The organism is Actinomyces howellii, from assembly GCF_900637165.1.
Taxonomy (GTDB): domain Bacteria; phylum Actinomycetota; class Actinomycetes; order Actinomycetales; family Actinomycetaceae; genus Actinomyces; species Actinomyces howellii.
Genome location: NZ_LR134350.1, coordinates 2,601,173 through 2,623,604, shown reverse-complemented (window position 1 = coordinate 2,623,604; position 22,432 = coordinate 2,601,173). Strand labels below are relative to the sequence as shown.

The following is a 22,432-nucleotide window of genomic DNA, read 5'->3' as shown; positions in this document are numbered from 1 at the left end:
GCGTGCAAGAATCGGGGTCATGAGCCTGTCCTCCCCCGCCGAGCCCTCCGGCCCGGGCGACGCCAACGCCGACGTCGCCGCCCTGACCTACGAGCAGGCCCGCGAGGAGCTCGTCGGCGTCGTCCAGCGCCTCGAGGCCGGGCAGGTCCCCCTCGAGGAGGCACTGGCCCTGTGGGAGCGCGGCGAGGCTCTCGCCGCCCGCTGCCAGTCCTGGCTCGACGACGCCCGTGCCCGCCTGGCCGCCGTCGCCGAGCACGACGACCCGTCCTGATCCCGTCCGCCCGCAGTCCCGTCCCTCTCACCGGCACGTCCAGATCAAGGAGCCCTCACCATGACCGCACCCGGCCCCCACGGAACCGCCCTCGTCATCGGCGAGGCGCTCGTCGACGTCGTCATCCACCCCGGTCAGACCCCCCGCGACATCCCCGGGGGGTCACCTGCCAACGTCGCCCTGGGGCTGAGCCGGCTGGGCCGGGAGGCCTGGCTCGACTGCTGGATCGGCACCGACCCGCGCGGCCTGGCGGTGCGCAGCCACCTCGAGGCCTCGGGCGTCCGCCTCACCCCGGGCTCCGACGGCGCCGACCGCACCTCGACCGCCGAGGCGACCATCGGGGAGGACCGGGCGGCCACCTACCTGTTCGACCTCGACTGGAACCCGCCCTACCCCTCGCCCGTCGAGGGCAACGAGGCCCCGCTGCTGGTCCACACCGGATCGATCGCTGCGATCCTGGAGCCGGGAGCCACCACCGTCGAGCGGGTCCTCACCGACTTCCGGCCCACCTCGACGATCTGCTACGACCCCAACGCCCGCCCCCAGCTCATGGGCACCCCCGAGTCCGCCCGCGCCACCGTCGAGCGCCTCATCGCCCTGTCCGACCTCGTCAAGTGCTCCGACGAGGACATCGCCTGGCTCTACGGGGAGCAGGCCGACGTCGAGGAGGTCCTGCGCGGCTGGCTCGCCTCCGGCCCGGCCGTCGTCGTGGTCACCCGGGGCAAGCACGGGGCCCTGGCCCTGACCTCCTCGGGGCTGCGCCTCGAGGTCCCGGCCAGCCCCGACGTCGTCGTGGCCGACACGGTCGGCGCCGGCGACTCCTTCATGGGCGGGCTCGAGGACGGCCTGTGGTCCGAGGGCCTCGTGGGCGCCGACCGCCGCGAGGCGCTCCACGCCATCGACGCCGAGACCCTTGAGAGGGTCGTGCGACACGCCGCCGCCGTCGCCGACATCACGGTCTCGCGCGCCGGAGCCAACCCGCCCACCCGCGCCGAGCTCGAGGGCTGAGCGGATCCGGTCCCGGGACCGGACCACCGCCTGCCGGGCAGGCTCACCGGTGTCCGCCCACGAGGTCGCCCGCCGGAGCGGCGCGGCCCGTGCTGCCCGAGCGAAGCGGCGCGGCCCGTGCGGCGCGGCCTGCGCGGCCCGTGCCGCACTGCTCCGGCAGCGGCCTGGCACCCTCAGTACAGCGGCACCTCGTCGAGCATCCGGGTGACGAGCTCGGCGATCTCCGAGCGCTCGGTGCGCACGAGGTCGATATGGGCGAAGAGGTCCTTGTCCTTGAGGGACTCCACGACGCTGGCGACCCCGTCCCAGCGTCCCACCCGCAGGTTGTCGCGCTGGGCGACGTCGTGGGTGAGGACCACCTTGGATCCCTGGCCCACCCGCGAGAGCACGGTGAGCAGGACGTTGCGCTCCAGGGACTGGGCCTCGTCGACGATGACGAAGGCGTCGTGCAGGGAGCGGCCGCGGATGTGCGTGAGGGGCAGGACCTCGAGCTGGCCGAGGCTGACGATCCTCTCGACCCGCTCGGAGCGCACCACCGACCCCAGCGTGTCGAAGACCGCCTCCGCCCAGGGCGCCATCTTCTCGCTCGTGTCCCCGGGCAGGAAGCCCAGGGTCTGCCCGCCCACGGCGTACACGGGCCTGAAGACCATGACCTTGCGGTGCTCGCGCCGGTTGACCACGGCGTCGAGGCCCGCGGCCAGGGCCAGCGCGGACTTGCCGGTGCCGGCGCGACCGCCCAGGGAGACGATGCCGATCTCGGGGTTGAGCAGGTGGTCGATGGCCACGCGCTGCTCGGCGCTTCGCCCTCGCACCCCGAAGACCTCCCGGTCAGGGCGCACGAGCCGCAGGGCCCCGCGCACGACCGTGGCCAGCGCCGAGCCCCGCGCAGAGCCCAGGCGCACCCCGGTGTGGACGGGCTGAGCCTCGAGCTCTGCCGCGCAGTCCCGGTCGGTCAGCTCGGCCAGGTCTAGGGCGTGTCCCTCCCACAGGCTCGACATCTCCTCGTCGGTCAGGCCCGCCGAGGTCATCCCCGAGTAGATCTCCTCGCTGGCCAGCTGGGCGCGGTACTCCTCGGCCTCCAGGCCCACCGAGGCCGCCTTGATGCGCATGGGCAGGTCCTTGGAGACCACGACGACCTCCCCGCCCTGGCCCGCCAGCGTCACCGCCACCGACAGCAGCCGGGAGTCGTTGTCCCCCAGGCGCATGCCCGCGGGCAGGACCTGCTCGTCGCCGCCGAGCTCGACGCGCAGCGTGCCGCCGGTCTCGCCCACGGGGACCGGCCGGTCGAGACGGCCGTGGCGCTCACGCAGGGAGTCGAGCAGACGCAGGGCCGACCGGGCGAAGTAGCCCAGCTCGGGGTGATGCCGCTTGCCCTCGAGCTCGGAGATGACGACCACCGGCAGGACGACGGCGTGCTCGTCGAAGCGCAGGACCGCACGGGGATCAGACAGCAGGACCGAGGTGTCCAGGACGTAGGTTCGCATAACAGCCCTCCGTGGAGGCATCCGCTGGCGGGACGACGGCGCCCTGTCGGAGCCGCCATCTGTGACACCCCTCACGGTACGTCACGGTCGGGGGCTGCGGGCGGTCATCCGACGCCGCGTCGCCCGATCTGCGCTCGCCCCGTCTCGACCGGTCTCAGCCTGTCTCGTCCTGCCCCGGCCTGCTTCTACCTGCCCAGCCTGCGCTCCCGGCGGGCGTAGTCGCGCAGCGCACGCAGGAAGTCGATGCGCCGGAAGGCCGGCCAGTAGACCTCGCAGAAGTAGAACTCCGAGTGCACCGACTGCCACAGGAGGAAGCCCGAGAGCCGCTGCTCCCCCGAGGTGCGGATGACCAGGTCCGGGTCGGGCTGGCCCTTGGTGTAGAGGTGGGCGGTGATGTCCTCCTCGGCCAGTGTCTCGGCCACCTCCTCGATGGAGGCCCCTGCCGCGGCCCGCTCGCGCAGCAGGTCGCGCACGGCGTCGGCGATCTCCTGACGGCCCCCGTACCCGACGGCGACGTTGACCTGCATCCGGGCGTCCGCCCCGGACCCCGGGTCGTGCTCCTGGCCCACGGGTGCTCGTCCTCCGTGCGCCTGCTCCTCGGGCCCGGGGGTGAGCGTCGAGGCCACGGCCGCGCGCAGGCGCTCCGCCACGGGGGCGGGCAGGAGGTTGACGGCGCCGACGAGCCGCAGCCTCCACCGCCCGGTGGCGGCGAGCTCGTCGACGGCGTGGGCGATGATGTCGAGCAGTGGGGAGAGCTCGGCGGGATCCCGCGAGAGGTTGTCGGTGCTCAGCAGCCACAGGGTGACGACCTGCACCCCCGCGTCCTCGGCCCAGGTGAGGAACTCGGCGATCTTGTCAGCCCCCCGCTTGTGGCCCTGGGCGGTCCCGATGCCCATCGTGCGGGCCCAGCGCCGGTTGCCGTCGAGGATGACGCCGACGTGCTCGGGCGCGCGCCCCGGCTCGAGCCGCGCCGCGAGCCTGCGCTCGTAGAGCTCGTAGAGGAGGCTGTCCCCTGCCATCGTCGCCCTCACCCCTCCTGCGTGCTCGGTGCGTCTCGTCGGTCTCTCGCCGTCGAGCTCCCGCTGGGTCGATCCGTGGCCCACGCTATCGCGTCGACGAGCCCCCGCCCACCTTGGACTCCAACCTACGGTGGCGTAACCTACGGAGGCGTAACTGACCCGGGGGCCGTCCTGCCCGACGTTCCCGGCACGTCGTCGTCCTCGAGGAGGCTCATGACCAAGCGCGTCGTCGCTCGACCGGCTACGGCGATCTCGGCCGCCTCCGACCTGGTCCGGGCGGTCAAGCCTCGCCTGCGCGGCTGGATCCACGCCGCGACCGCCCCGCTGGCTCTGGCCGCCTGCATCGTGCTCACCGTCCTGGCCCCCGGCACCGCCCTGAGGTGGGCCTGCGCCGCCTACCTGGCCGCCTCCCTCATGCTCTTCGCCAACTCGGGGGTCTACCACATCTCCAACGGGCACTTCCCGGCGGCGGTGACCTCGGTGCTGCGGCGGGTCGACCACGCCACCATCTACCTGCTCATCGCCGGGACCTACACGCCCCTGTCCGTGGCGCTGCTCGACACCGCGACCGCGCGCCTGGTCCTGGGGATCGTGTGGGGCGGCGCGGCCCTGGGCATCACGAGCTCGCTCGTGTGGCCCGGGGCGCCGCGGTGGTTCTCCACCGCCCTCTACGTCGTCCTGGGCTGGGTGGCGATCTGGTTCCTGCCCCAGTTCTGGGTGGCGGGCGGCCCTGTCATCGTGTGGCTGCTCGTGGCCGGGGGCGTGACCTACACGGTCGGCGCGGTGGTCTACGCCCGCAAGCGCCCCGACCCGCTGCCCCGCTGGTTCGGCTTCCACGAGATCTTCCACGTGTGCACCGTCCTGGCCTGGGCGTGCCACTGCACGGCCTGCTACCTGGCCGTCCTGTCCTGAGGCTCCCGCCGCGCCGTCTGGCCCCGGCCGCGCTACCCTGCACCCACCGGGGCGAGAACCCGATGACCGCCGTCGTCGGCGCACCGGCGCGCCGAGGACGGGGGCGCGGATGACGGACGGACGACGGACGGACGACGTTCAGACCAGGCACGGATGAGGCCCGGTGCAGGCCGGGCCGGGGCAGGAGAGGGTATGGCACCCAAGCGCACGAAGGGCGCGTCGAGGAGGAGCGCGGTGTCGGGCGGCTCGGCCAGGCGCCAGGGGTGGCAGGTCGACCCCCGCCAGGCGCTGCGGGTGGGCGCCGACATCCACCTGGCCTCCGTCGACCAGGCGTCGACCCCGGGGTGGACCGGGGGTGAGGAGGAGGCGATCGCCTACACCTCCTCGATCACCCCGCTGCTGGCCTCTCTCCAGGAGCGGCTCTTCGCGGCGGCCACCGACGGCTCCACCCGCAGGGTCCTCGTCGTCGCGCAGGGGCTCGACACAGCGGGCAAGGGCGGGCTCGCGCGCCACGTCATGGGACTGGTGGACCCCCAGGGCGTGCGTCTGACCGCCTTCAAGGCGCCCACCGTCGAGGAGCGCAGCCACGACTTCCTGTGGCGGATCCGCGCGGCGGTCCCGCCGGCCGGGATCATCGGGTTCTTCGACCGCTCCCACTACGAGGACGTTCTCGTCCCGGCCGTCAACGGCGAGCTCTCCGAGGCCTCCTTGGCGGCCCGGATCGAGCAGATCCACGACTTCGAGCGGGAGCTCATCGACTCGGGGACCGCGCTCATCAAGGTGGCGCTCATGGTCTCCTACGACGAGCAGGGGCTGCGGCTGCTCGAGAGGGTTGACCGGCCGGACAAGCACTGGAAGTACGCCGCCTCGGACATGGACACCCGCGAGAAGTGGTTCGACTACCACGCCGTCTACCAGCGGATGCTGCGGGCCACGTCCTTTGAGGAGGCCCCCTGGTACGTCGTCCCGGCCGACCGCAAGTGGTACGCGCGCCTGGCGGTCACCGAGCTCGTCCTGCGCACCCTGGCCGAGCTCGAGATCTCCTGGCCCGAGGCCCACTTCGACGTCGAGGCCGAGCGCGCTCGGGTGCGGGCGACGATCAGCGCCGGAGCGCTGGCACGCTACGACGAGCGTCTGGCCTCCCGGCTCGACCGGGTCGCCGGGCGCATCGCCGCCGTCGACGACGCCGCCCGGTCCCTGTCCGCCGACGAGGCAGCGGGCAACGGCAACGGATCCGGCAACGGCAAGGTCGACGGCAACGGATCCGGCAACGGCAAGGTCCGCGGTACGCCCGGCGGCAGCACTGCCAGGAGCACCGCCAGGAGCACGGTCGGCAGCACGTCCGGCGGGGCGGGTCGCCGGGAGGAGGAGCAGGCGGGTCGCGCCGAGGAGACGAGCACGGGTACCGAGGAGCGCGCGGGCTAGCGAGGGCCGCGGCTCCGGGGCCGCGGCTGCGGGGCCGGCACGCCACCCCCTGGTCCGGTCCTGGAGTGTCGTCGGCACGAGGGACCGTGGAACCGGGGGGCAGGAGGCGGCCTGCGCACTACACTCGTTGCTCATACCTACCCTCAAGGAGGACCAGATGGCTGCCGAGAGCACCGAGAACCAGGGCACCTGGCTCACCCAGGAGGCCTTCGACCGTCTCACCGAGGAGCTGCGCCACCGCAAGGACACCGAGCGCAAGGAGATCGCTCAGCGCGTCGAGGCCGCCCGCCAGGAGGGTGACCTGCGGGAGAACGCCGGCTACCACGCGGCGCGCGAGGAGGCGGCGCTCAACGAGGCCCGGATCCTCCAGCTCGTCGACATCCTCGACAACGCGCAGATCGGGCAGGCGGCTGAGGACGGGACCGTCTCTGCGGGCACGGTGGTCACCGCACGGCTCGCCGGTCGCGAGCAGACCTTCGCCCTGGGCGGTCAGGAGATCAACGAGGACGTCCCCGAGGGGGTCAAGGTCTTCTCCCCCGACGCCCCGCTGGGCAAGGCGCTCATGGGCCACCGGGCGGGTCAGACCGTCAGCTACCTGGCCCCCAACGGCAAGGAGATCTCGGCCGAGATCATCAAGGTCGTTCCTCTCTGAGCTGCCCTCCCCCGGTTTCGCGCCCGGCACCCGGTCCGGGTGCGGGGCCGGGTACCGGCGCCCCAGCCGGGCGCTCCGACCCGTGAGCGCACCCGCTGGGGCGCCGGTCGCCGCGGGCGCGGTAGCGTGTCCGCCATGACGAAGCCAGCACGCTCCACCGACCTGCCCGGACGCGAGTCGACGCTGCTGCCCGACCCGGGCGAGCACGTCGTCCTGCACACCCCCCTCAACGGCCCCTGGCCGGCGGGCACCGAGGTCATCTACCTCGCCGGGGGCTGCTTCTGGGGCGTCGAGCGCATCCTGTGGCGCCAGGAGGGCGTGGTCTCCACGGCGGTGGGCTACATGGGCGGCACGACGCCGAACGCGACCTACCGCGAGGTGTGCACCGGGGCCACCGGGCACGCCGAGGCCGTGCGCGTGGTCTACGACCCCGCCGTGTGCGGCGCCGGGGGCGAGTCGCTGCTGCGCGCCTTCTGGGAGAACCACGACTCCACCCGGCTCAACCGCCACGGCAACGACGTCGGCACCCAGTACCGCTCGGCGGTGTGGACGACGACCCCCGCCCAGGCCAGCGCCGCGGCGATCATCCGCGAGGCCTTCCAGGGCGAGCTGACCCGGCTGGGCCTGGGCACCTGCGTGACGACGATCGGTCCGGCCGACGAGCTCTACGACGAGTTCGGCGGGCCCTTCTACCTGGCCGAGGACTACCACCAGGGCTACCTCGAGAAGAACCCCGGCGGCTACTGCAACCACGGCCCCAACGGGGTGACCTGCCCGGTGGGCATCGTCGACCTGCCCGCCCAGACCGAGGTGCTCCCGCCCGAGGCCGCGCCCGGCGCCTGAGCGACTCCCCGGGGCCCGGGAGGCCCCGTCTCCCCGGCCCCGCACCGTCTCGCGCGCCCGGGCCCTCACCCGCCGAGCGCGAGGTTCGCGGCGACGGCGAGCATGACGACGCCGACGCCCACGTCGAGGACCCTCCACGTCACCGGGCGCCCCAGCGGCCCGGACAGGGCCCGTGCCCCCAGGCCGAGGGCGGTGAACCACACGACGGAGGCCAGGCAGGCGCCTGCGGCCGCAGCCCACCGGGCCGCACCGAAGCTGTTCGTGACCGTGCCGAGCATGAGGACGGTGTCGAGGTAGACGTGGGGGTTGAGCCAGGTCAGGGCGAGGGTCGTCAGAGCCACGGAGGCAGCCGGACGGGCGGCGGCCTCCTCAAGCGCCCCGGGGCGCAGGGCCGAGCGCAAGGAGGTGAGGGCGAATCCGAGGAGGTAGAGCACACCGCCCCAGCGCAGCACCTCGAGCACCCACGGCGCCATCGAGGACACCGCGCCGACCGCGGCGGTGCCGACGCAGATGAGGACGAGGTCGCTCACCGAGCAGATCGCCACGACGAGCCCCACGTGCTCACGGCGCACCCCCTGGCGCAGCACCCAGGCGTTCTGGGCGCCGATCGCGACGATGAGGCCGATGCCCGTCCCGAAGCCCGTGAGCAGCGGGACCAGGCCCGCGCTCGGTGCGAGCGCGGAGGCCTGCAGGAGGGTCGGGGAACAGGGGGCGAGGAGGCTCATGTCGGTCATCACGTCAACGACCTTAGGAAGGACATTCCCTCAAGGCCAGCGCGATATTCTGCACCTTGTGAAGATCTCCTTCATGAACCCCGACCAGCTGGCTGCTCTCGAGGCCATCGCCGACACCGGCACCTTCGAGGCCGCCGGAGCCCGTCTGGGTGTGTCGACCTCGGCGGTCAGCCAGCGCATCCGCGCCCTGGAGTCGGCCCTGGGCAGGGTGCTCGTGCGCCGCGGAGCCCCCTCGACCCCCACACGCTCCGGGCAGGTCGTCCTGCGCTACGCCCGCCAGCAGCACCTCCTGGCCGCCGAGCTCGCCGCCGAGCTCGACCTGTCCGACGACGGCGCCGCCGGTCCGGACCCCGTCGAGCTGACCACCGCCGTCAACGCCGACACCCTGTCGACCTGGTACCGCGGGGTCCTGCGCCGTGCCGTCGACTGGCCCACCCGCCTGCGCGTCGTCGTGGCCAACGAGTCGCGCACCGCCGAGCTCCTGCGCTCCGGGACGGTCATGTCGGCGGTGTCCTCCTCCTCGACCCGGGTGGCCGGGTGCCGGGTCGAGCCGCTGGGCGCCCTGCGCTACGAGCCGGTCGTCGCCCGCACGCTGCTGGCCGGCCGCACTGACCCGGCCGATCCGGCCGGCCTGCCCGCCCTGCGATTCGACGCTGACGACGACCTCCAGGACCTGGCGCTGCGCAGGGCGGGCCTGACCCCGGGGCCGCCGCGGGCGGTCGTTCCCACGGCCACCGGCTTCGTGTCGGCCATCGAGGCCGGACTGGGCTGGGGGATGCTGCCCGCCGGGGAGCTGGCGGCTCACCCCGGCCTCACGCGGGTCCCGGGTCTGGGGCACCTCGACTGGAGGCTCTACTGGCACAGGTGGTCGATCAGCTCCCCGCTGCTGGACCGTCTCACCACGGCGGTCCGCGAGGCGGCCGCGGAGGTGCTCATCCGCGAGTGAGGGGCGAGCGGCGGGCTCAGGGGCAGCACAAATGTGTCACTGGGGACCACAATCACCCACGATCGGCGAGATCCGGAACGAGGCGAACCGCGGAATCACAACGATCCTCCGAGCGCCAACACGCTCGCGAGAGCCCAGTTGTGGTCCTGAGTGACACTTCTCGGCTCAGTTCTGCTCCCAGGCGGCACGCAGCAGGGGCTCAAGCGATCGGGCCAGCTCGGCAGGATCCGTGGCGGCACCGTCCTGCCCCTGGGGCGCCACGTGGAGGACGTGGGTGGCCTGGGCGAAGCCCTTGGCCGGCTCGAGACGGGGGTCGTCGGGGACCGCGCCGCGGAAGCGCAGGCCGATGCGCAGCCGGCCGTAGGTGCCCGGGCCCACGGCGGCGAACTGGGTGCGGCGGACCAGCGGGATGTAGCCGGCACGCCCCTGCGCCTCGGCCTGCCCGAGGGCGAGTCCGGCCTCGATGACCGCGTCGTGCAGGGGGCGCAGCGGCGCCTTGCGGCCCGAGTACATCGCGTCGGTGTAGCCCTCGACCGTGGGGGGCTCCCAGCCGTGGCGCCGGGCGGTGGCGTCGGCCACCGCCCACTGGGAGTTCTGGGGCAGAGCGTGCTCGGCCTTGAGCCAGGCGCGCACGGCCTTGGGGTCGCCGGGGTCGAGGGCGCCCTCGCCGGCCGCAGCCTCGACGAGCGCCACCCACTGCTCGAGGCTGCGGCCCGTGCGCTCGCTCATCGTTCGGGCCACCGCCCGCATCATGTCCGTGGGTTCCGTCGCCATGACGCCAGTGTGCCAGGATCGGGCCATGAGCGAGCAGGAGCGCGGTGCCCACCGCACGGACCGGTACGGCTCTGGCGGCGGCTACCGCGGGGACGGCGCCCACCGCGGGGACGGCAGGCGCAGGGACCCCGGTGAGCGGGGGTACCGCCGGGAGGCGGGGCCCGCGGGCGGGCGCGCAGGCCGCCCGGCCTCACGCCGCCGCTTCGACGACGAGCCGCGCGACGGCACCCTGAGCGACCTCGTCGGTCACCTCCACGCGCTGGACGGCCGCTCCTACGCCGCCTACAAGGCGATCCGCGGCCGCTACGCCGCGCCCGAGGGCTGGGTGCTCCACGTCGACCGCGTGCAGGCCGACCCCTACGCGCCCCCGACGCGCATCCGGGTCACCGTCCCGGTCTCGACGCCGGGGCTCGAGCTGCTCGAGGAGGCGGGCCTGCTGTCCACCGCCGATCGACGCCTGGCCCTGGGGGACTTCCTCACCCGTGAGCTCCACGCCGGGTTCCGGGGCACCGCCCTGTCCATCGCCTCCCCCGGCCAGGAGATCCTCGAGCGCTCGGCCGTGGTCATCGAGAGCGGCGACCACGAGCCCGCCAGTGGGAGGGGCGGAGGCTGGCCGGGGCCCGAGGACGCAAGCGACGCCGAGGACGCGAGGGACCGTGAGGACGGCCCCGTCATCGAGATCCGGGCCCGTGTGAGCCTGCCCGCACAGGGCCGCACGGTCCAGGGCCACGAGGCGGCCCGGATCGTGGGCCGGGACCTGACCCGCGAGCTGGCGACGGCCCTCGACCTCAGCGGTGAGCGCGCCCGCAGGCTCATGGCGCACGTGGCCGCGCTCGAGGACCACCGGGCGCTGAGCGCCGCGGTCCGCGAGGCCGGCTGGGTCGCCTTCCTCGCTGACGGATCCCTCCTTCCCCGCCGCTCCGGGGTGAGCGACGAGCCGATGCGCGCCGGTGCGGTGGCCCTGCACGCCCCGGAGGCGCTGGCCGCCACCGTCGAGCTGCCGCACGCCGGGACGGTGCGGGGCACCGCCATCGGCACGGGCGTCACGGTCATCGTCGGCGGCGGCTACCACGGCAAGTCCACCCTGCTGCGGGCCGTCGAGCGCGGCGTCTACCCCCACGTGCCGGGCGACGGCCGCGAGCTCGTGGCCACGGCCCCGGACGCGGTCAAGATCCGCGCCGCCGACGGGCGCGCGGTCACCGGGGTGGACCTGACCCCCTTCATCTCCCACCTGCCCGCGGGCAGGGACACGGCCGCCTTCACGACCACGAACGCCTCGGGCTCGACCTCCCAGGCCGCCTCCCTCATGGAGGCCGTCGAGGTGGGCGCCTCGGTCATCCTGCTCGACGAGGACACCTCCGCGACCAACCTGCTCATCCGGGACTCGCGCATGCGGGCCCTCGTGTCGACCGAGCGCGAGCCGATCACCCCTCTTGTCGACCGCGTCGGGGCACTGGCCGCGGCGGGGGTCTCGACGGTCCTGGTCATGGGCGGCTCAGGCGACTACCTCGACGTGGCCGACCGCGTGCTCCTGCTCGACTCCTACGAGCTGCACGACGCGACCGCCCAGGCCGCCCAGGTCGTGGCCTCCCAGCCGCGCCCGGCCACCGCGCTGGACGACCTGCCCGCCCCGCGCCAGCGGGTCCCGCTTCCCGCCCCGCCTCGCGTGCGACGCGGGCCGGTGCGCACCCGCGCCCACGGCCTGGGCTCCCTGACCCTGGACCGTGAGGACATCGACGTCTCCGACGTGGCGGGCATCGTCGACCCCGGGCAGGCCGAGGCGATCGCCTACGCCCTGCGCGCCCTGCTCGAGCGCCGCTTCGACGGCGCCTCGACCCTGGCCCAGTGCCTGGAGGACCTTGAGGCGCTGCTCGACGACGAGGGGCTGGACGCCCTCGATGCCCGCCCGGCCTTCCTCGTGCGTCCCCGGATGGTCGACGTCGCCGCGGCGGTCAACCGGTACCGCGGCCTCGCGCTGGCCTGAGAGACGCGCGCCCCCTCACCTCGAGATCGGGACAAATGGCACCCCGAGATCGGGACAAGTGACACCTCGAGATCGGGACAAATGACACCCCGAGATCGGGACTAATGGCACCTCGAGTTCGGGACATATGGCACCTCGAGCGCCAGGCGGCGGTCCGGGTCGCCGATCCTTGCCTCGGTTCGGCCTGCCCCCGCCAGGTCTCGCCGCACTCAGCGGTCCGGGACCGTCGCCCCGCGTCCGGTTCTGCCGGCCACGCGCCCGCTGCGGCGCCCGCCCGCCGGCGGACGACACACGACGACGGCCCGGTCCACCACCGGATGGTGGCGGACCGGGCCGGGTGGCTCGGGGCGGCGTCAGCGGGGCACGGGTGCCCCGCGGGAGTCCTCAGCGCAGGGTCGACAGCGCCTTGTCCTGGGTGACGACGGCCTCGACGAGCGCGGCGATCTCCCCGTCGCGGAAGGGGGCGGGGGCGAAGGCGCCGTCGGCGACGTCGGTGACCAGGGAGAGGTTGACCTGGGGGCCCACGACGCCGGTGGTGAAGTTGACCAGGATGTCGCGCAGGTGCTCGACCGGGCGGAAGCCGTTGTAGTAGGAGTAGGCGACCAGGCCGACGGCCTTGTTGGCCAGGGCGGCCGGGACGGTGAAGTCGATCGCGTTCTTGAGGGCACCGGGGATCGAGCGGTTGTACTCGGGGGTGACGAAGATGAACGCGTCGTAGGCGGACAGGGCCTCGTTCCAGGCGACGGCGGCCGGGTCCTTCGGTGCGGCCATCATCGGGGGGACCTCCTCGGCGAAGACCGGCAGGCCGAAGGAGGCGACGTCGACGAGCTCGGCCTCGACGCCCTCGACGGCGTTGGCCTTGTCGAGGACCCACTGGGCCACACCGGCGCCAGATCGGTTGGGGCGGACGGATCCGAGGACGACGGCGATACGGGTCATGGGTGCTCCTTGAGAAGGGATGGTTGATTCATGAACTACCTTAGGGTGCTGGTGAGGAGGTCACCAGCACTCGCTCCATGACACCTGCCACACCCGCTGTCCGGCGGTGCCGGTGCCGCGCGCGCCCTCACCGGCCCAGGAAGAAGACGGCAGCCGGGTTCCCGGTCTCCTCGTGGTAGGCGTAGCCGAGGCGGTCCATGTGCTCGGCGAGCTCGGCGTCCTCGGGGCCCGCCTCGAAGGCCGTGAGGATCCTGCCGTAGTCCGCGCCGTCGGTGCGGTAGTGGAAGAGCGTGATGTTCCAGCGGGTCCCCAGCACCTCGAGGAAGCGCATGAGCGCACCGGGGGACTCGGGGAACTCGAAGGAGAAGAGGCGCTCACGCAGCTGGGCCGAGGCACGGCCCCCGATCATCGAGCGCACGTGGACCTTGGCCAGCTCGTCGTCGGTGAGGTCGACGACGTCGTAGCCCGCCCGCTCGAGGTCGCCGACGATGGCGGTGCGCTCGCGCCGGCCGTGGGACAGCCGCACGCCCACGAAGATGCGGGCCCGACCGCCACCTCCCGCGTCGAGCCGGTAGTTGAACTCGGTGACAGAGCGGCCCCCCAGCACGGCGGCGAAGCGCAGGAACTCCCCCTGGACCTCGGGGATGGTGACCCCCAGGATCGCCTCACGCTGCTCACCGAGCTCGGAGCGCTCGGAGATGTAGCGCAGCTGGTGGAAGTTGAGGTTGGCCCCCGACAGGACGCAGGCCAGCCGCTCCCCCCGCAGCCCGTGGGTCGCGGCGTGGCGCTTGAGTCCCGCCAGGCCGATCGCCCCCGAGGGCTCAGGGACCGCCCGCAGGTCCTCGAAGAGGTCCTTGACGGCCGCCGAGACCTCGTCGGAGGAGACCGTGACGACGTCGTCGAGCAGGGCCGAGCACAGGCGGAAGGTCTCCCGCCCCACCCGGCGCACCGCGACGCCCTCGGCGAACAGCCCGACCCGCTCGAGGTCGACGGGCCGCCCCGCGGCCAGGGCGGCGCGCAGGCACGCCGACTCCTCGTGCTCGACGCCGATGACCTCGACGGCGGGCATGAGCTGCTTGACGAGCACCGCGATCCCCGAGACGAGCCCGCCGCCCCCCACGGGCACGAAGATCCGGTCGATCCGCGCGTCCTGCTGGATCATCTCCAGGCCGATCGTGCCCTGACCGGCGATGACACGCGGGTCGTCGAAGGGCGGGACGTACGTGAGCCCCTCGGCCCGCGCCAGGCGGAGGGCCTCGGCCTGGGCGACGTCGAAGGAGTCGCCGTACAGGAGGACCTCCCCGCCCAGCGCCCGCACGGCGTCGACCTTGATCAGGGGGGTGACCGAGGGCATGACGATGACGGCGCGCATGCCCAGCAGGGCGGCCGAGCGGGCGACCCCCTGGGCGTGGTTGCCCGCCGAGGCGGTCACGACGCCGCGCTCGCGCTCGGCCTCCCCCAGGGCGCGCATGGAGGTGTAGGCGCCGCGGATCTTGAAGGAGTGGACGCTCTGAAGGTCCTCACGCTTGACCTCCACGGTGCTGCCCAACCGCTCGGACAGCGCCTCCATGACCTGCAGCGGCGTGTGCTCGGCCGCCTCGTAGACCGGGGCGCGCAGCACCTCACGCAGGTAGCGGGCGCCGTCCCACGCGCCGTCGTCACTCACCAGCTCGTTCACCACCACAGGGTAGCGGGACTCATGGGGCGATGGCGGCCGCAGCGGCCCGGCCCTGCGGCCGCGGCGGCCCGGCTCACGCCCCGGGCGCTCACCCCAGCCAGCCCGGCCCGGGCGCTCAGCGCGAGGCGCGGGAGGCGGCCACGGCGGTGACCGCGAGCAGGACGAGCGCCGCCGCGGGGGTCGCCACCGCCCAGGGGGCGCGCTCGATGTAGGGCAGCGCCTCGGCGAGCACCAGACCCCACTCGGGGGTGGGCGCCTGCGCTCCCAGGCCGAGGAAGCCCAGTCCTGCCAGGGCCAGGGCGATTCCCGGGAGGCGCAAGGCGGCGTGCCCGGCCAGGGAGGGCACGACCGCGGGCAGCACCCGCCGGGTCATGATCCGCACACGTCCCTCTCCGAGAACCGGGGCCAGGACGACGTCGGGACGCTCCCTGGCCTCCTGGACGAGGGCGGCGGCGTGAGCGGCCAGGGGCGCCCAGGCCACGCAGGCCACGGCCACCGCCGCGCCGATTCCGCTGGGGCCGGTGACCGCTGCGACGAGGAGCCCGGCGAGCACCGGCGGCGCGGCGTTGGCGACCTCGACGAAGCCGACCGACGCGCGCGGCGCCATGCCCAGGGCCAGCCCCACGACGAAGCACACGGCGGTGACCGCCAGGGCCGACACGACCGTCTCGAGCGCCCCGTGCGCCACCCGCGCCAGGACGTCTCGTCCCAGGGCGTCGGCCCCCAGGGGCAGCGCCCACGAGGGCGGCTCGAGGCGGGAGGCGACGACGGTGTACGGGTCGCGGACGGTGCCCGCCAGCACCAGGAGGACGAGGGCGCCGGCGCCCGACACCGCGACCAGGCCCGCTCCCCGCCCCGAGCGGGCCACGGGCGGCGGGGCGCTCATCCCCCCTGATCCTGCCGCCTGCCCGAGCAGGAGGCGGCGCGCCAGGGCGGCGGCGGCCCCGGCGCCCAGGGCCAGCAGGAGCAGGATGAGCACACCCGCCTGGAGCGCGGGGACGTCCTGGGCCGTGGCCGAGCCGAGCAGCGAGCGCCCCAGGCCGGGGACGGCGAAGACCTTCTCGACCGCCACGGCCCCGCCCGTCAGACCGACCACGACGAGGGCCACCTGCCCGGTCAGGGGCGTGAGGGCCCGACGCAGGACGGCCCAGACGAACCGGGCGCCACCGATGCCCGCCGTCCTCCACGTCGCGACCCAGCGCTCGGCCAGCACCGAGGTCACCGAGTCCGACACGAGCCCGCCGAGGAGTCCGCCGGCCGGCAGCCCCAGGGACAGCGCGGGCAGGACCACCTGGGAGGCGCTGCCCCACCCGTAGGGAGGCAGCAGCCCGAGGTAGACCGACAGGACGAGCAGCGCCACGGGCGCCAGGAGGTACTCGGGCAGGGAGGTCAGCGCCGCGGCCACCACGCCGCCGCGGCGCCGCTCGACCCCCCTCAGGCCGTCGCGCAGCACCGGCAGGACGAGGAGGACGGCGGTGACCAGCGCGACGACCAGCGCCGCCGCCATGAGGGTCATCGAGACGCCGAGGGCCTCGACCAGTCCCGCGCCCACCGGCTCACCGGAGATCCAGGAGGTGCCCAGGTCCCCTGAGACCAGGCCCTCGACCCAGTGCCTGAGGGAGCCCACCGGCCCACCGGCCAGACCCAGGCGCTCACGGACCGCGGCGAGCACCTCGGGCGTGGCCTCGCGCTCGGCGGAGGTCGCCCGCAGGATCGTCAGGACCGGGTCGTTGCCCGACAGCCACGGCAGGAGCCCGACGACGACGATGAGCACGACCATCGCCCCGGCCCGCGAGGCGGCGGTGACGGCCCCGTCGGCGCCGGGGCGCCACAGGGCCCGAGCTCGGCGCGTCCTGCGCGCGGGTCCCGGCGGGCGCGCTCCGTCCACTGGCGAGCCGTCTGGTGACGGCCCCTCCGGCAGGGACCGCTCCGGTGGCGGCTGGACCGGCCGGTGCTGGTCCGGCGGGGCGGGCGGCTGGTCGACTGCCATCGTGCGCCTCGGCCCGCTCAGCCCTTGACCACGGTGGCCGAGGTGATGAGGGCGCGCTCGCGGGGGTCCCGCTCGGCCCCGCTCAGGCCCGCGGCTTCCCCCTGCAGGACGCGCTCGTGCAGCAGCGGCACCGCGGCGCCCGAGGCCAGGACGAGCGCCTCGGCCGACATGATCGCCGCACGGCGCTCCGGCCCCGGCTCCAGCGCACCGGCGGCCGCGAGCGCCTCGTCGACGGCCGGGTCGGCCAGGAAGCTCAGGGAGAAGGAGCCGGCCGAGGAGAAGTCCGAGACCATGTAGGCCACCGGGTCCCCGGAGTCCAGGACGGTGGCTCGCGACAGGAGGAAGGCGTCGAAGGAGCCCGCCAGGGCGTCGGCCTCGATGAGGCTGTACTCGCGCACGTCGGTCTTGACGGTCAGGCCGGCCGCCTCAAGCTGCTGGACGATGACGACGGCCATCTCCGCCAGCTCGGGGCGGTCGGTGTAGGTCCCCAGGGTGATGGTCGTGCCGGCAGGGACGCTCCCGTCGGTCACGGCACCGGGGACCTTGCCCGCGGCCGCCGCGCCGTCGGCCCCCGCCAGGACCTCATCGCCCCAGGAGCGCTCCTGGGCGGCCCAGGGCAGGGCCGGGCCCAGGAGACCGGCGGCGACGTCGGCGTAGCCCTCGTACATGGTCTCGACCAGGGCAGCGGGGTCCAGGGCGTTGCGGGCCGCGGCGCGCACCGCCGGGTCGGCGAAGGGGCCCTTGGCGGTGTTGAGGTAGAGGGTCGCCGTGCGCGGCATCGGGACCTCGTGGAGGAGCGCGGCGTCGATGGTGGCGGCCTGGGACACCGGGACCGCCTCGACGAGCTCGGCCTCTCCGGTGCGCAGCGCCGCGCCCCGGGCGGTGCCGTCGGGCACGTAGGTGACGTCGATCCCGGTGGCGGCCGCCTTGTCCCCCCAGTAGCCCTCGTAGCGCTCCAGGGTCGCCGAGGCGGTGCCGTTGGCGACCTTGAGGACGAAGGGTCCGGTGCCGTGGCCCACGGGGTCGACCGGTCCGTCGGCTGCGCCGTCGGCCGGGTAGGCGCCCGCCGCCAGGATGGCCAGCTGGGGGCTGGACAGGCGCTGCGGGACGAGCGGGTCGGCGGCTCCGGTCGTGACCAGGACGTCGGCGCCCTCGGCGGCCGCGGTCAGCTCGACGCCGTCGAGGATGCGCGGGGGCGTGGAGTAGCCGGCGGCGAAGGTGAGGCAGGCGGCGACGCGCTCGGCCGTCAGCTCGGTGCCGTCGTGGAAGGTGACGCCCTGGCGCAGGGTGAGGCGCCAGGTCCTGTCATCGACCCGCGTCCACGAGGTGGCCAGGCCCTCGACCGCGTTGCCCTCGGCGTCGAGGTTGACCAGGGTCTCGGCGGTCGACCAGCGCGAGAGCTTGAAGGCGTCGTCGGACAGGGGGTTGAGGCCCGAGCGGGGCGGCTGGAGCATCGCCAGGCGGATCCTGCCGTCGGCGCCCGAGGACCCGGCCGAGGTGGAGTCGGAGCAGGCCGCGAGTGCTCCGGCGGCGGCGCCGACCCCGAGCAGGGCCAGGACGTGACGGCGGCTGAGGGCCGTCGCTGCGGTGAGGGGGGTGGAGGTGTCCATGTCTTTGCTTTATTCCTTCCTAGTTGCTGACGTGGTGCCCCGCGTGGTCCGCGAGCGGCTGTCCGCACGGTCCGCGTGCAGGACCGGGCTGACGGGCCACGCAGGCCCTGGGGTCAGACGGGCATGCGGGGCAGGGCGTCGCGCAGGGCACGGGCAGTCGGGTGCGTCGGGGACTCCAGGAGCCCGGTGGTGGGCACGTCCTCGACGATCCGCCCGCCGTCCATGACCACGGCCCTGTCGCAGACTCGTGCGACGGCCGCCAGGTCGTGGGAGACGATGAGCACCCCGGGCCGGGGTGAGGGGTCGGGCACGCACAGCCCGCCGTCGTCGACCAGGCCGGCGAGCAGGTCGAGGACCTGGTGGCGGCGGCGGGGGTCGAGGCCGGAGACCGGCTCGTCGAGCAGGAGGTAGCGCGGGCCGGGCGCCAGGGCCCGGGCGATGGCCAGGCGCTGGGCCTGGCCGCCGGAGATCTCGTGGGGACGGCGGCGCCAGCTCTCCCGCGGCAGGTCGAGGGCGCTCAGGAGCCCGACCGCGGTGGCCTCGTGGTCCTGCCTGGCACCGGGCACCCCGAGCGTCGCCATCGCGCCGGTGACCTGGGACAGGACGTCGCGGCGGGGGTCGAGGCCGGCAGCGGGGTCCTGGGGGACGCACTGGACGGCGCGCCGGTAGGGGCGCAGCGCCGCCGAGCCCAGGCGCGGGCGGCGCACGACGCGCCCGTCGAGCCTGATCGTGCCCGTGTCCGTTCGCCCGGGGCGGTCGATGAGGAGCAGGGCCTTGAGCAGGGTGGTCTTGCCGCAGCCCGAGCGCCCCAGCAGCGCGACGCTGCTTCCCTGCGGGACGGTGAGGTCGACCTCGTGCAGGACGGTGCGCCGTCCGGATGCCTCGGGGTAGGAGCGGGTCAGGCCCGTGACCTCCAGGGCCGGCTCACTCACCGTGACGCCCCTGGGCCGACGACGGGGCCCCGGCGGCAAGGACCCGCGAGCGCGGCATGTACCCCGGTCTCCGGCCGGACTCCCCCTGGGTGATCTCGCACAGGGCGCAGTCATCGACGGCGGCACGGCTCTCGATGGCGGCCAGGGCGCCCGCCAGGCTCTCCTCGCGCGCCGCCTCGCACATGGCGCGGGTGACCTCGTGCAGCGGGCGGGTCAGGACGGACCGGGAGTCACCGGACTCCACCACCTGGCCCTCGTCCAGGACGACGACGCGCTCGCAGGTGCCGGCCGCGGGCAGGTCGTGGGTGACCAGGAGGAGCGCGGGGGCGTCGGCGGCGCCCTTGTCCGCGCCTCCGACGGAGTCGGACCAGGGGCTGGTCACCTCGACGAGGACCGCCAGCAGCTCGGCCCGGGCCACGACGTCGAGCGCCGTGGTGGGCTCGTCGGCCACGATGAGCACCGGCTCGCAGGCCAGCGCGAGAGCGACCGCGGCACGCTGGCGCTGGCCCCCGGACAGACGTGCGGGCACGCGCGCGGCCAGGTCGGCATCGAGCCCGACGCGCTCGAGCAGCTCGAGGGCCCGTGAGCGGGCCCCGTCGCGGCTGGCGCCTGCCGCACGGGCCGCCGCCGCGACCTGGGTGCCGACGGTCTCCAGGGGGTGCAGGGAGGTCGAGGGGTCCTGCTGGACCAGGGCGATGCGGCTGGAGGAGGGCCGGCGCGCAGCGGGCAGGTCGAGGAGGTTGACGCCGTCGTCGGGCTCGGGGCGGTCGGTGCGACGGACGGTCAGGCGCCCCGTGGCGGTGGCGCCCGGAGGCAGTGTGCCGGCCAGCGCGGCGCAGGCCAGGGACTTACCCGCCCCTGATGCGCCGACCAGGGCGGTGCGCTCACCGGAGGTGAGCGTCAGGCCGACGCCGTCGACCAGACGGCGACCGGCGATGCTCACGCTCAGGTCCTCCACGATGACGGTCATGAGGTCACCCTAAACAATGATGAAACCCATTCTCAAATCTGTGGGTGCTGCTGGCCCGGGACGCGGTCTCTGGTCTGCTCCTGGGCGGAGGCGTCACCGTCGGGGGCCCGGCGCCGTCAGCCGGGCCACGGCGAGGCCCCGGGCCCCCAGGCACCCAGGCACCCTGGCCCCGAGGCACCCAGGCACCCTGGCCCCGAGCCATGGCGAGGCCCCATGCACCCAAGCCCCTGGCCGGCGCAAAGCCCCTGGCCGGCGCAAAGCCCCTGTGCACTCGCACACCCAGGCTCCCAGGCACCCGGGTCTCGGGAGCACCGCGATACGAGGCCCGGCTACGCACCTGACGGAGGGCCCGCGGCAGGACCGTGCCATTTCCCCCGATCTCGCGGTGCCAGGTGGTTTCAGGGGGTGAGTGCAATGGGTGGTGCTTGGGAGAGGGGCTGGTTGTGGTGCGTGGGGTGTGGCCTGGTGTGGTTCGCGATGGTGTGCGGGAGCTGATCGAGTCGGGTTGGTTGGCTCGCGAGGCGGGGGCTTGTTTCTCGGTGCCTCAGTCCACGGTGTCGGACTGGTGCAGGCTGTGGGGTATGAGGATGCGGCACGGGGCCAGGGAGGGCGGGATGGTCGGGACGACCAGGCCTGCTGGGCGTGGTCGGGGCGGGTCGGGGGACGGGTTCGAGGTGATGGTCCGGGGTACCGGGCACGGCAGGCGTCTGGGGGCTCAGGGGCGCGGCGCGATCGCTGCGGGCCTGGCCAGGGGTGATTCCCTGGCCTCGATCGCCCGGTTCCTGGGGGTGGCTGTCTCCACGGTCAGCCGCGAGGTCGCTGCCGGCGGGGGCCGGCAGGCCTACGACCCCCAGGCCCGCCACGCCCGGGCGTGTTCAATGGTCTGTGTAAGCCCTCTTTGAAGGACTGATGACTGTGACTGATGAGAAGACTGGTCCTGCTGGTGGGCGGGGCGTGGTTGAGGATCTTGTTGCCTCGGGTGGCTTGGACGGGTTGTTCGAGCGGATCGACTCGGGTGAGGTGGGGTTGACGGGCGCCGACGGGCTGCTGCCGGCCCTGCTCAAGGAGGCCCTGGAGCGGGGTCTGCAGGCTGAGCTGACGGAGCATCTTGGCTACGACAAGGGCGAGCAGGCGCCGGTGGCTCGTGGCAACGCCCGCAACGGCACCACGGTCAAGACGATCAGCTCTGAGGTCGGCTCGTTCGAGATCGAGGTCCCCCGCGACAGGGCCGGCAGCTTCACGCCGCGGCTGGTCAGGAAGGGGCAGCGGCGGATGGACGGTCTGGACTCGATGATCATCAGCCTGTACGCCGGTGGTATGACGGTGCGCGAGATCCGCCACCACCTGGAGTCCACGCTCGGTGTGGAGCTGTCGGTGGGGACGATCAGCAGGATCACGGACGCCGTGGCCGAGGCGGTCCTGGACTGGCAGCGCCGCCCGCTGGAGGAGTTCTACCCGGTGGTCTACCTCGACGCGATCCGCGTCAAGGTCCGCGTCGACCACAGGGTCACCACCCGCTCGGCCCACATCGCCGTGGGTGTGGACATGGACGGGATCAAGCACGTCCTGGGTATCTGGGTCCAGGCCGAGGAGGGCGCCTCGTTCTGGGCGCACGTGTGCGCCGAGCTGGCCAACAGGGGCGTCAAGGACGTGCTGATCGTGTGCTGTGACGGGCTGACCGGCCTGCCCGAGGCGATCGAGGCGACCTGGCCCGACTCCATGGTCCAGACCTGCGTGGTGCACCTGATCCGTGCCTCCATGAGGTTCGTGGCCTACCAGGACCGTAAGAAGGTCGCCGCTGCTCTCAAGCAGGTCTACGCCGCCCCCAGTGAGGAGGCCGCCCTGGAGGCCCTGGCGGCCTTCAGCAGCTCTCCCCTGGGGGACAAGTACCCCGAGACGGTGGCGACCTGGGACAGGGCGTGGGAGCGTTTCACCCCGTTCCTGGCGTTCCCGCCGATGCTGCGCCGGGTCATCTACACGACCAACAGCATCGAGTCGCTCAACTACCAGCTACGCAAGATCTCCAAGAACCGGGGCCACTTCCCCAGCGACGAGGCCGCTGTCAAGCTGCTGTGGCTGGCGATCTGCAACATCGAGGACAAGCGGGCACGAGAACGCGACAAGGACAGGAACCTGCCCGCGGACAAGCGCAAGGCCAAGCCACGCGTGGTCGAGGGCCGGATCACCACCAACTGGAAACAAGCCCTCGCCCAGCTCGCCACCGCCTACCCCGACCGAATCAACCCCCACCTCTGAACAAC

20 protein-coding genes are annotated in these 22,432 nt (G+C 73.9%); 10 read left to right on the top strand and 10 right to left on the bottom strand.

All coding sequences use genetic code 11. The features are described 5' to 3' along the window. Nucleotides 1-19: 19 nt before the first annotated feature. Together EL245_RS10960 and EL245_RS10955 are read left to right on the top strand one after the other, a co-directional pair. The gene (locus EL245_RS10960) at nucleotides 20-271 is read left to right on the top strand and encodes an exodeoxyribonuclease VII small subunit (RefSeq protein ID WP_126383153.1); all 252 of its coding nucleotides are present in this window, start codon (nucleotides 20-22) and stop codon (nucleotides 269-271) included. Nucleotides 272-331: 60 nt separating this feature from the next. After that, nucleotides 332-1,279 carry a carbohydrate kinase family protein gene (locus tag EL245_RS10955; RefSeq protein ID WP_126383152.1) on the top strand — a complete coding sequence of 316 codons (948 nt, stop codon included), beginning with the start codon at nucleotides 332-334 and terminating at the stop codon, nucleotides 1,277-1,279. A gap of 173 nt (nucleotides 1,280-1,452) precedes the next feature. Here the strand turns inward: EL245_RS10955 and EL245_RS10950 are convergent, their stop codons facing one another. Then, nucleotides 1,453-2,763, bottom strand: a complete 1,311-nt coding sequence (locus EL245_RS10950) for a PhoH family protein (protein ID WP_126383151.1) — start codon at nucleotides 2,761-2,763, stop codon at nucleotides 1,453-1,455. Nucleotides 2,764-2,948: 185 nt separating this feature from the next. After that, nucleotides 2,949-3,782 (bottom strand): isoprenyl transferase, encoded by an 834-nt coding sequence (locus EL245_RS10945; protein WP_126383150.1) that lies wholly within the window; start codon nucleotides 3,780-3,782, stop codon nucleotides 2,949-2,951. Nucleotides 3,783-3,995: 213 nt separating this feature from the next. Between EL245_RS10945 and trhA the strand changes: the two genes are divergently transcribed. The 4 genes from trhA to msrA all read left to right on the top strand — a co-directional run bounded on the left by trhA (nucleotide 3,996) and on the right by msrA (nucleotide 7,614). Continuing rightward, nucleotides 3,996-4,694 carry a PAQR family membrane homeostasis protein TrhA gene (gene trhA, locus EL245_RS10940; RefSeq protein ID WP_126383149.1) on the top strand — a complete coding sequence of 233 codons (699 nt, stop codon included), beginning with the start codon at nucleotides 3,996-3,998 and terminating at the stop codon, nucleotides 4,692-4,694. A gap of 192 nt (nucleotides 4,695-4,886) precedes the next feature. After that, nucleotides 4,887-6,119: a PPK2 family polyphosphate kinase gene (locus EL245_RS10935; protein ID WP_126383148.1), complete on the top strand. Its 1,233-nt coding sequence runs from the start codon at nucleotides 4,887-4,889 to the stop codon at nucleotides 6,117-6,119. A 157-nt stretch (nucleotides 6,120-6,276) separates the two neighbouring features. Beyond that, complete coding sequence (locus EL245_RS10930) at nucleotides 6,277-6,771, top strand: GreA/GreB family elongation factor (protein WP_126383147.1); 495 nt, start codon at nucleotides 6,277-6,279, stop codon at nucleotides 6,769-6,771. 135 nt (nucleotides 6,772-6,906) lie between these two features. Then, nucleotides 6,907-7,614 (top strand): peptide-methionine (S)-S-oxide reductase MsrA, encoded by a 708-nt coding sequence (gene msrA, locus EL245_RS10925; RefSeq protein WP_126383146.1) that lies wholly within the window; start codon nucleotides 6,907-6,909, stop codon nucleotides 7,612-7,614. Between the two features lie 65 nt (nucleotides 7,615-7,679). On the opposite strand, the gene EL245_RS10920 is transcribed toward msrA, so the two are convergent. Next, nucleotides 7,680-8,348: a LysE/ArgO family amino acid transporter gene (locus tag EL245_RS10920; protein ID WP_126383145.1), complete on the bottom strand. Its 669-nt coding sequence runs from the start codon at nucleotides 8,346-8,348 to the stop codon at nucleotides 7,680-7,682. Between the two features lie 58 nt (nucleotides 8,349-8,406). Here EL245_RS10920 and EL245_RS10915 point away from each other — a divergent pair, with 58 nt between their 5' ends. Continuing rightward, on the top strand, nucleotides 8,407-9,294 hold the full coding sequence (locus tag EL245_RS10915; RefSeq protein ID WP_232009739.1) for an ArgP/LysG family DNA-binding transcriptional regulator: 888 nt from the start codon (nucleotides 8,407-8,409) through the stop codon (nucleotides 9,292-9,294). 165 nt (nucleotides 9,295-9,459) lie between these two features. On the opposite strand, the gene EL245_RS10910 is transcribed toward EL245_RS10915, so the two are convergent. Next, a complete protein-coding gene (locus EL245_RS10910; protein ID WP_232009738.1) occupies nucleotides 9,460-10,068 on the bottom strand; it encodes a DUF5655 domain-containing protein in 609 nt (202 codons plus the stop codon). 25 nt (nucleotides 10,069-10,093) lie between these two features. Between EL245_RS10910 and EL245_RS10905 the strand changes: the two genes are divergently transcribed. After that, nucleotides 10,094-12,052: an ABC-ATPase domain-containing protein gene (locus EL245_RS10905; protein ID WP_126383144.1), complete on the top strand. Its 1,959-nt coding sequence runs from the start codon at nucleotides 10,094-10,096 to the stop codon at nucleotides 12,050-12,052. 384 nt (nucleotides 12,053-12,436) lie between these two features. Here the strand turns inward: EL245_RS10905 and EL245_RS10900 are convergent, their stop codons facing one another. The 6 genes from EL245_RS10900 to EL245_RS10875 form a co-directional block, all read right to left on the bottom strand. Then, nucleotides 12,437-12,991 (bottom strand): NADPH-dependent FMN reductase, encoded by a 555-nt coding sequence (locus EL245_RS10900; RefSeq protein ID WP_126383143.1) that lies wholly within the window; start codon nucleotides 12,989-12,991, stop codon nucleotides 12,437-12,439. 127 nt (nucleotides 12,992-13,118) lie between these two features. Continuing rightward, complete coding sequence (ilvA, locus tag EL245_RS10895; RefSeq protein WP_126383142.1) at nucleotides 13,119-14,669, bottom strand: threonine ammonia-lyase, biosynthetic; 1,551 nt, start codon at nucleotides 14,667-14,669, stop codon at nucleotides 13,119-13,121. Nucleotides 14,670-14,784: 115 nt separating this feature from the next. Beyond that, a complete protein-coding gene (locus EL245_RS10890; RefSeq protein ID WP_232009737.1) occupies nucleotides 14,785-16,557 on the bottom strand; it encodes an ABC transporter permease subunit in 1,773 nt (590 codons plus the stop codon). 119 nt (nucleotides 16,558-16,676) lie between these two features. Beyond that, entirely contained in the window at nucleotides 16,677-18,269 is a 1,593-nt protein-coding gene (locus tag EL245_RS10885) for an ABC transporter substrate-binding protein (protein WP_126383141.1), read from the bottom strand. 113 nt (nucleotides 18,270-18,382) lie between these two features. Continuing rightward, complete coding sequence (locus tag EL245_RS10880) at nucleotides 18,383-19,201, bottom strand: ABC transporter ATP-binding protein (protein ID WP_170174825.1); 819 nt, start codon at nucleotides 19,199-19,201, stop codon at nucleotides 18,383-18,385. Further along, complete coding sequence (locus tag EL245_RS10875; protein ID WP_126383139.1) at nucleotides 19,194-20,171, bottom strand: ATP-binding cassette domain-containing protein; 978 nt, start codon at nucleotides 20,169-20,171, stop codon at nucleotides 19,194-19,196. Before EL245_RS10875 ends, EL245_RS10880 begins: the two co-directional genes overlap by 8 nt. 677 nt (nucleotides 20,172-20,848) lie before the next feature. Between EL245_RS10875 and EL245_RS14025 the strand changes: the two genes are divergently transcribed. Together EL245_RS14025 and EL245_RS10865 are read left to right on the top strand one after the other, a co-directional pair. Next, nucleotides 20,849-21,073, top strand: coding sequence for a helix-turn-helix domain-containing protein (locus EL245_RS14025; protein WP_164719472.1), 225 nt, complete (start codon nucleotides 20,849-20,851; stop codon nucleotides 21,071-21,073). Nucleotides 21,074-21,080: 7 nt separating this feature from the next. Beyond that, the gene (locus EL245_RS10865; protein ID WP_164719441.1) at nucleotides 21,081-22,427 is read left to right on the top strand and encodes an IS256 family transposase; all 1,347 of its coding nucleotides are present in this window, start codon (nucleotides 21,081-21,083) and stop codon (nucleotides 22,425-22,427) included. Nucleotides 22,428-22,432: the final 5 nt, after the last annotated feature.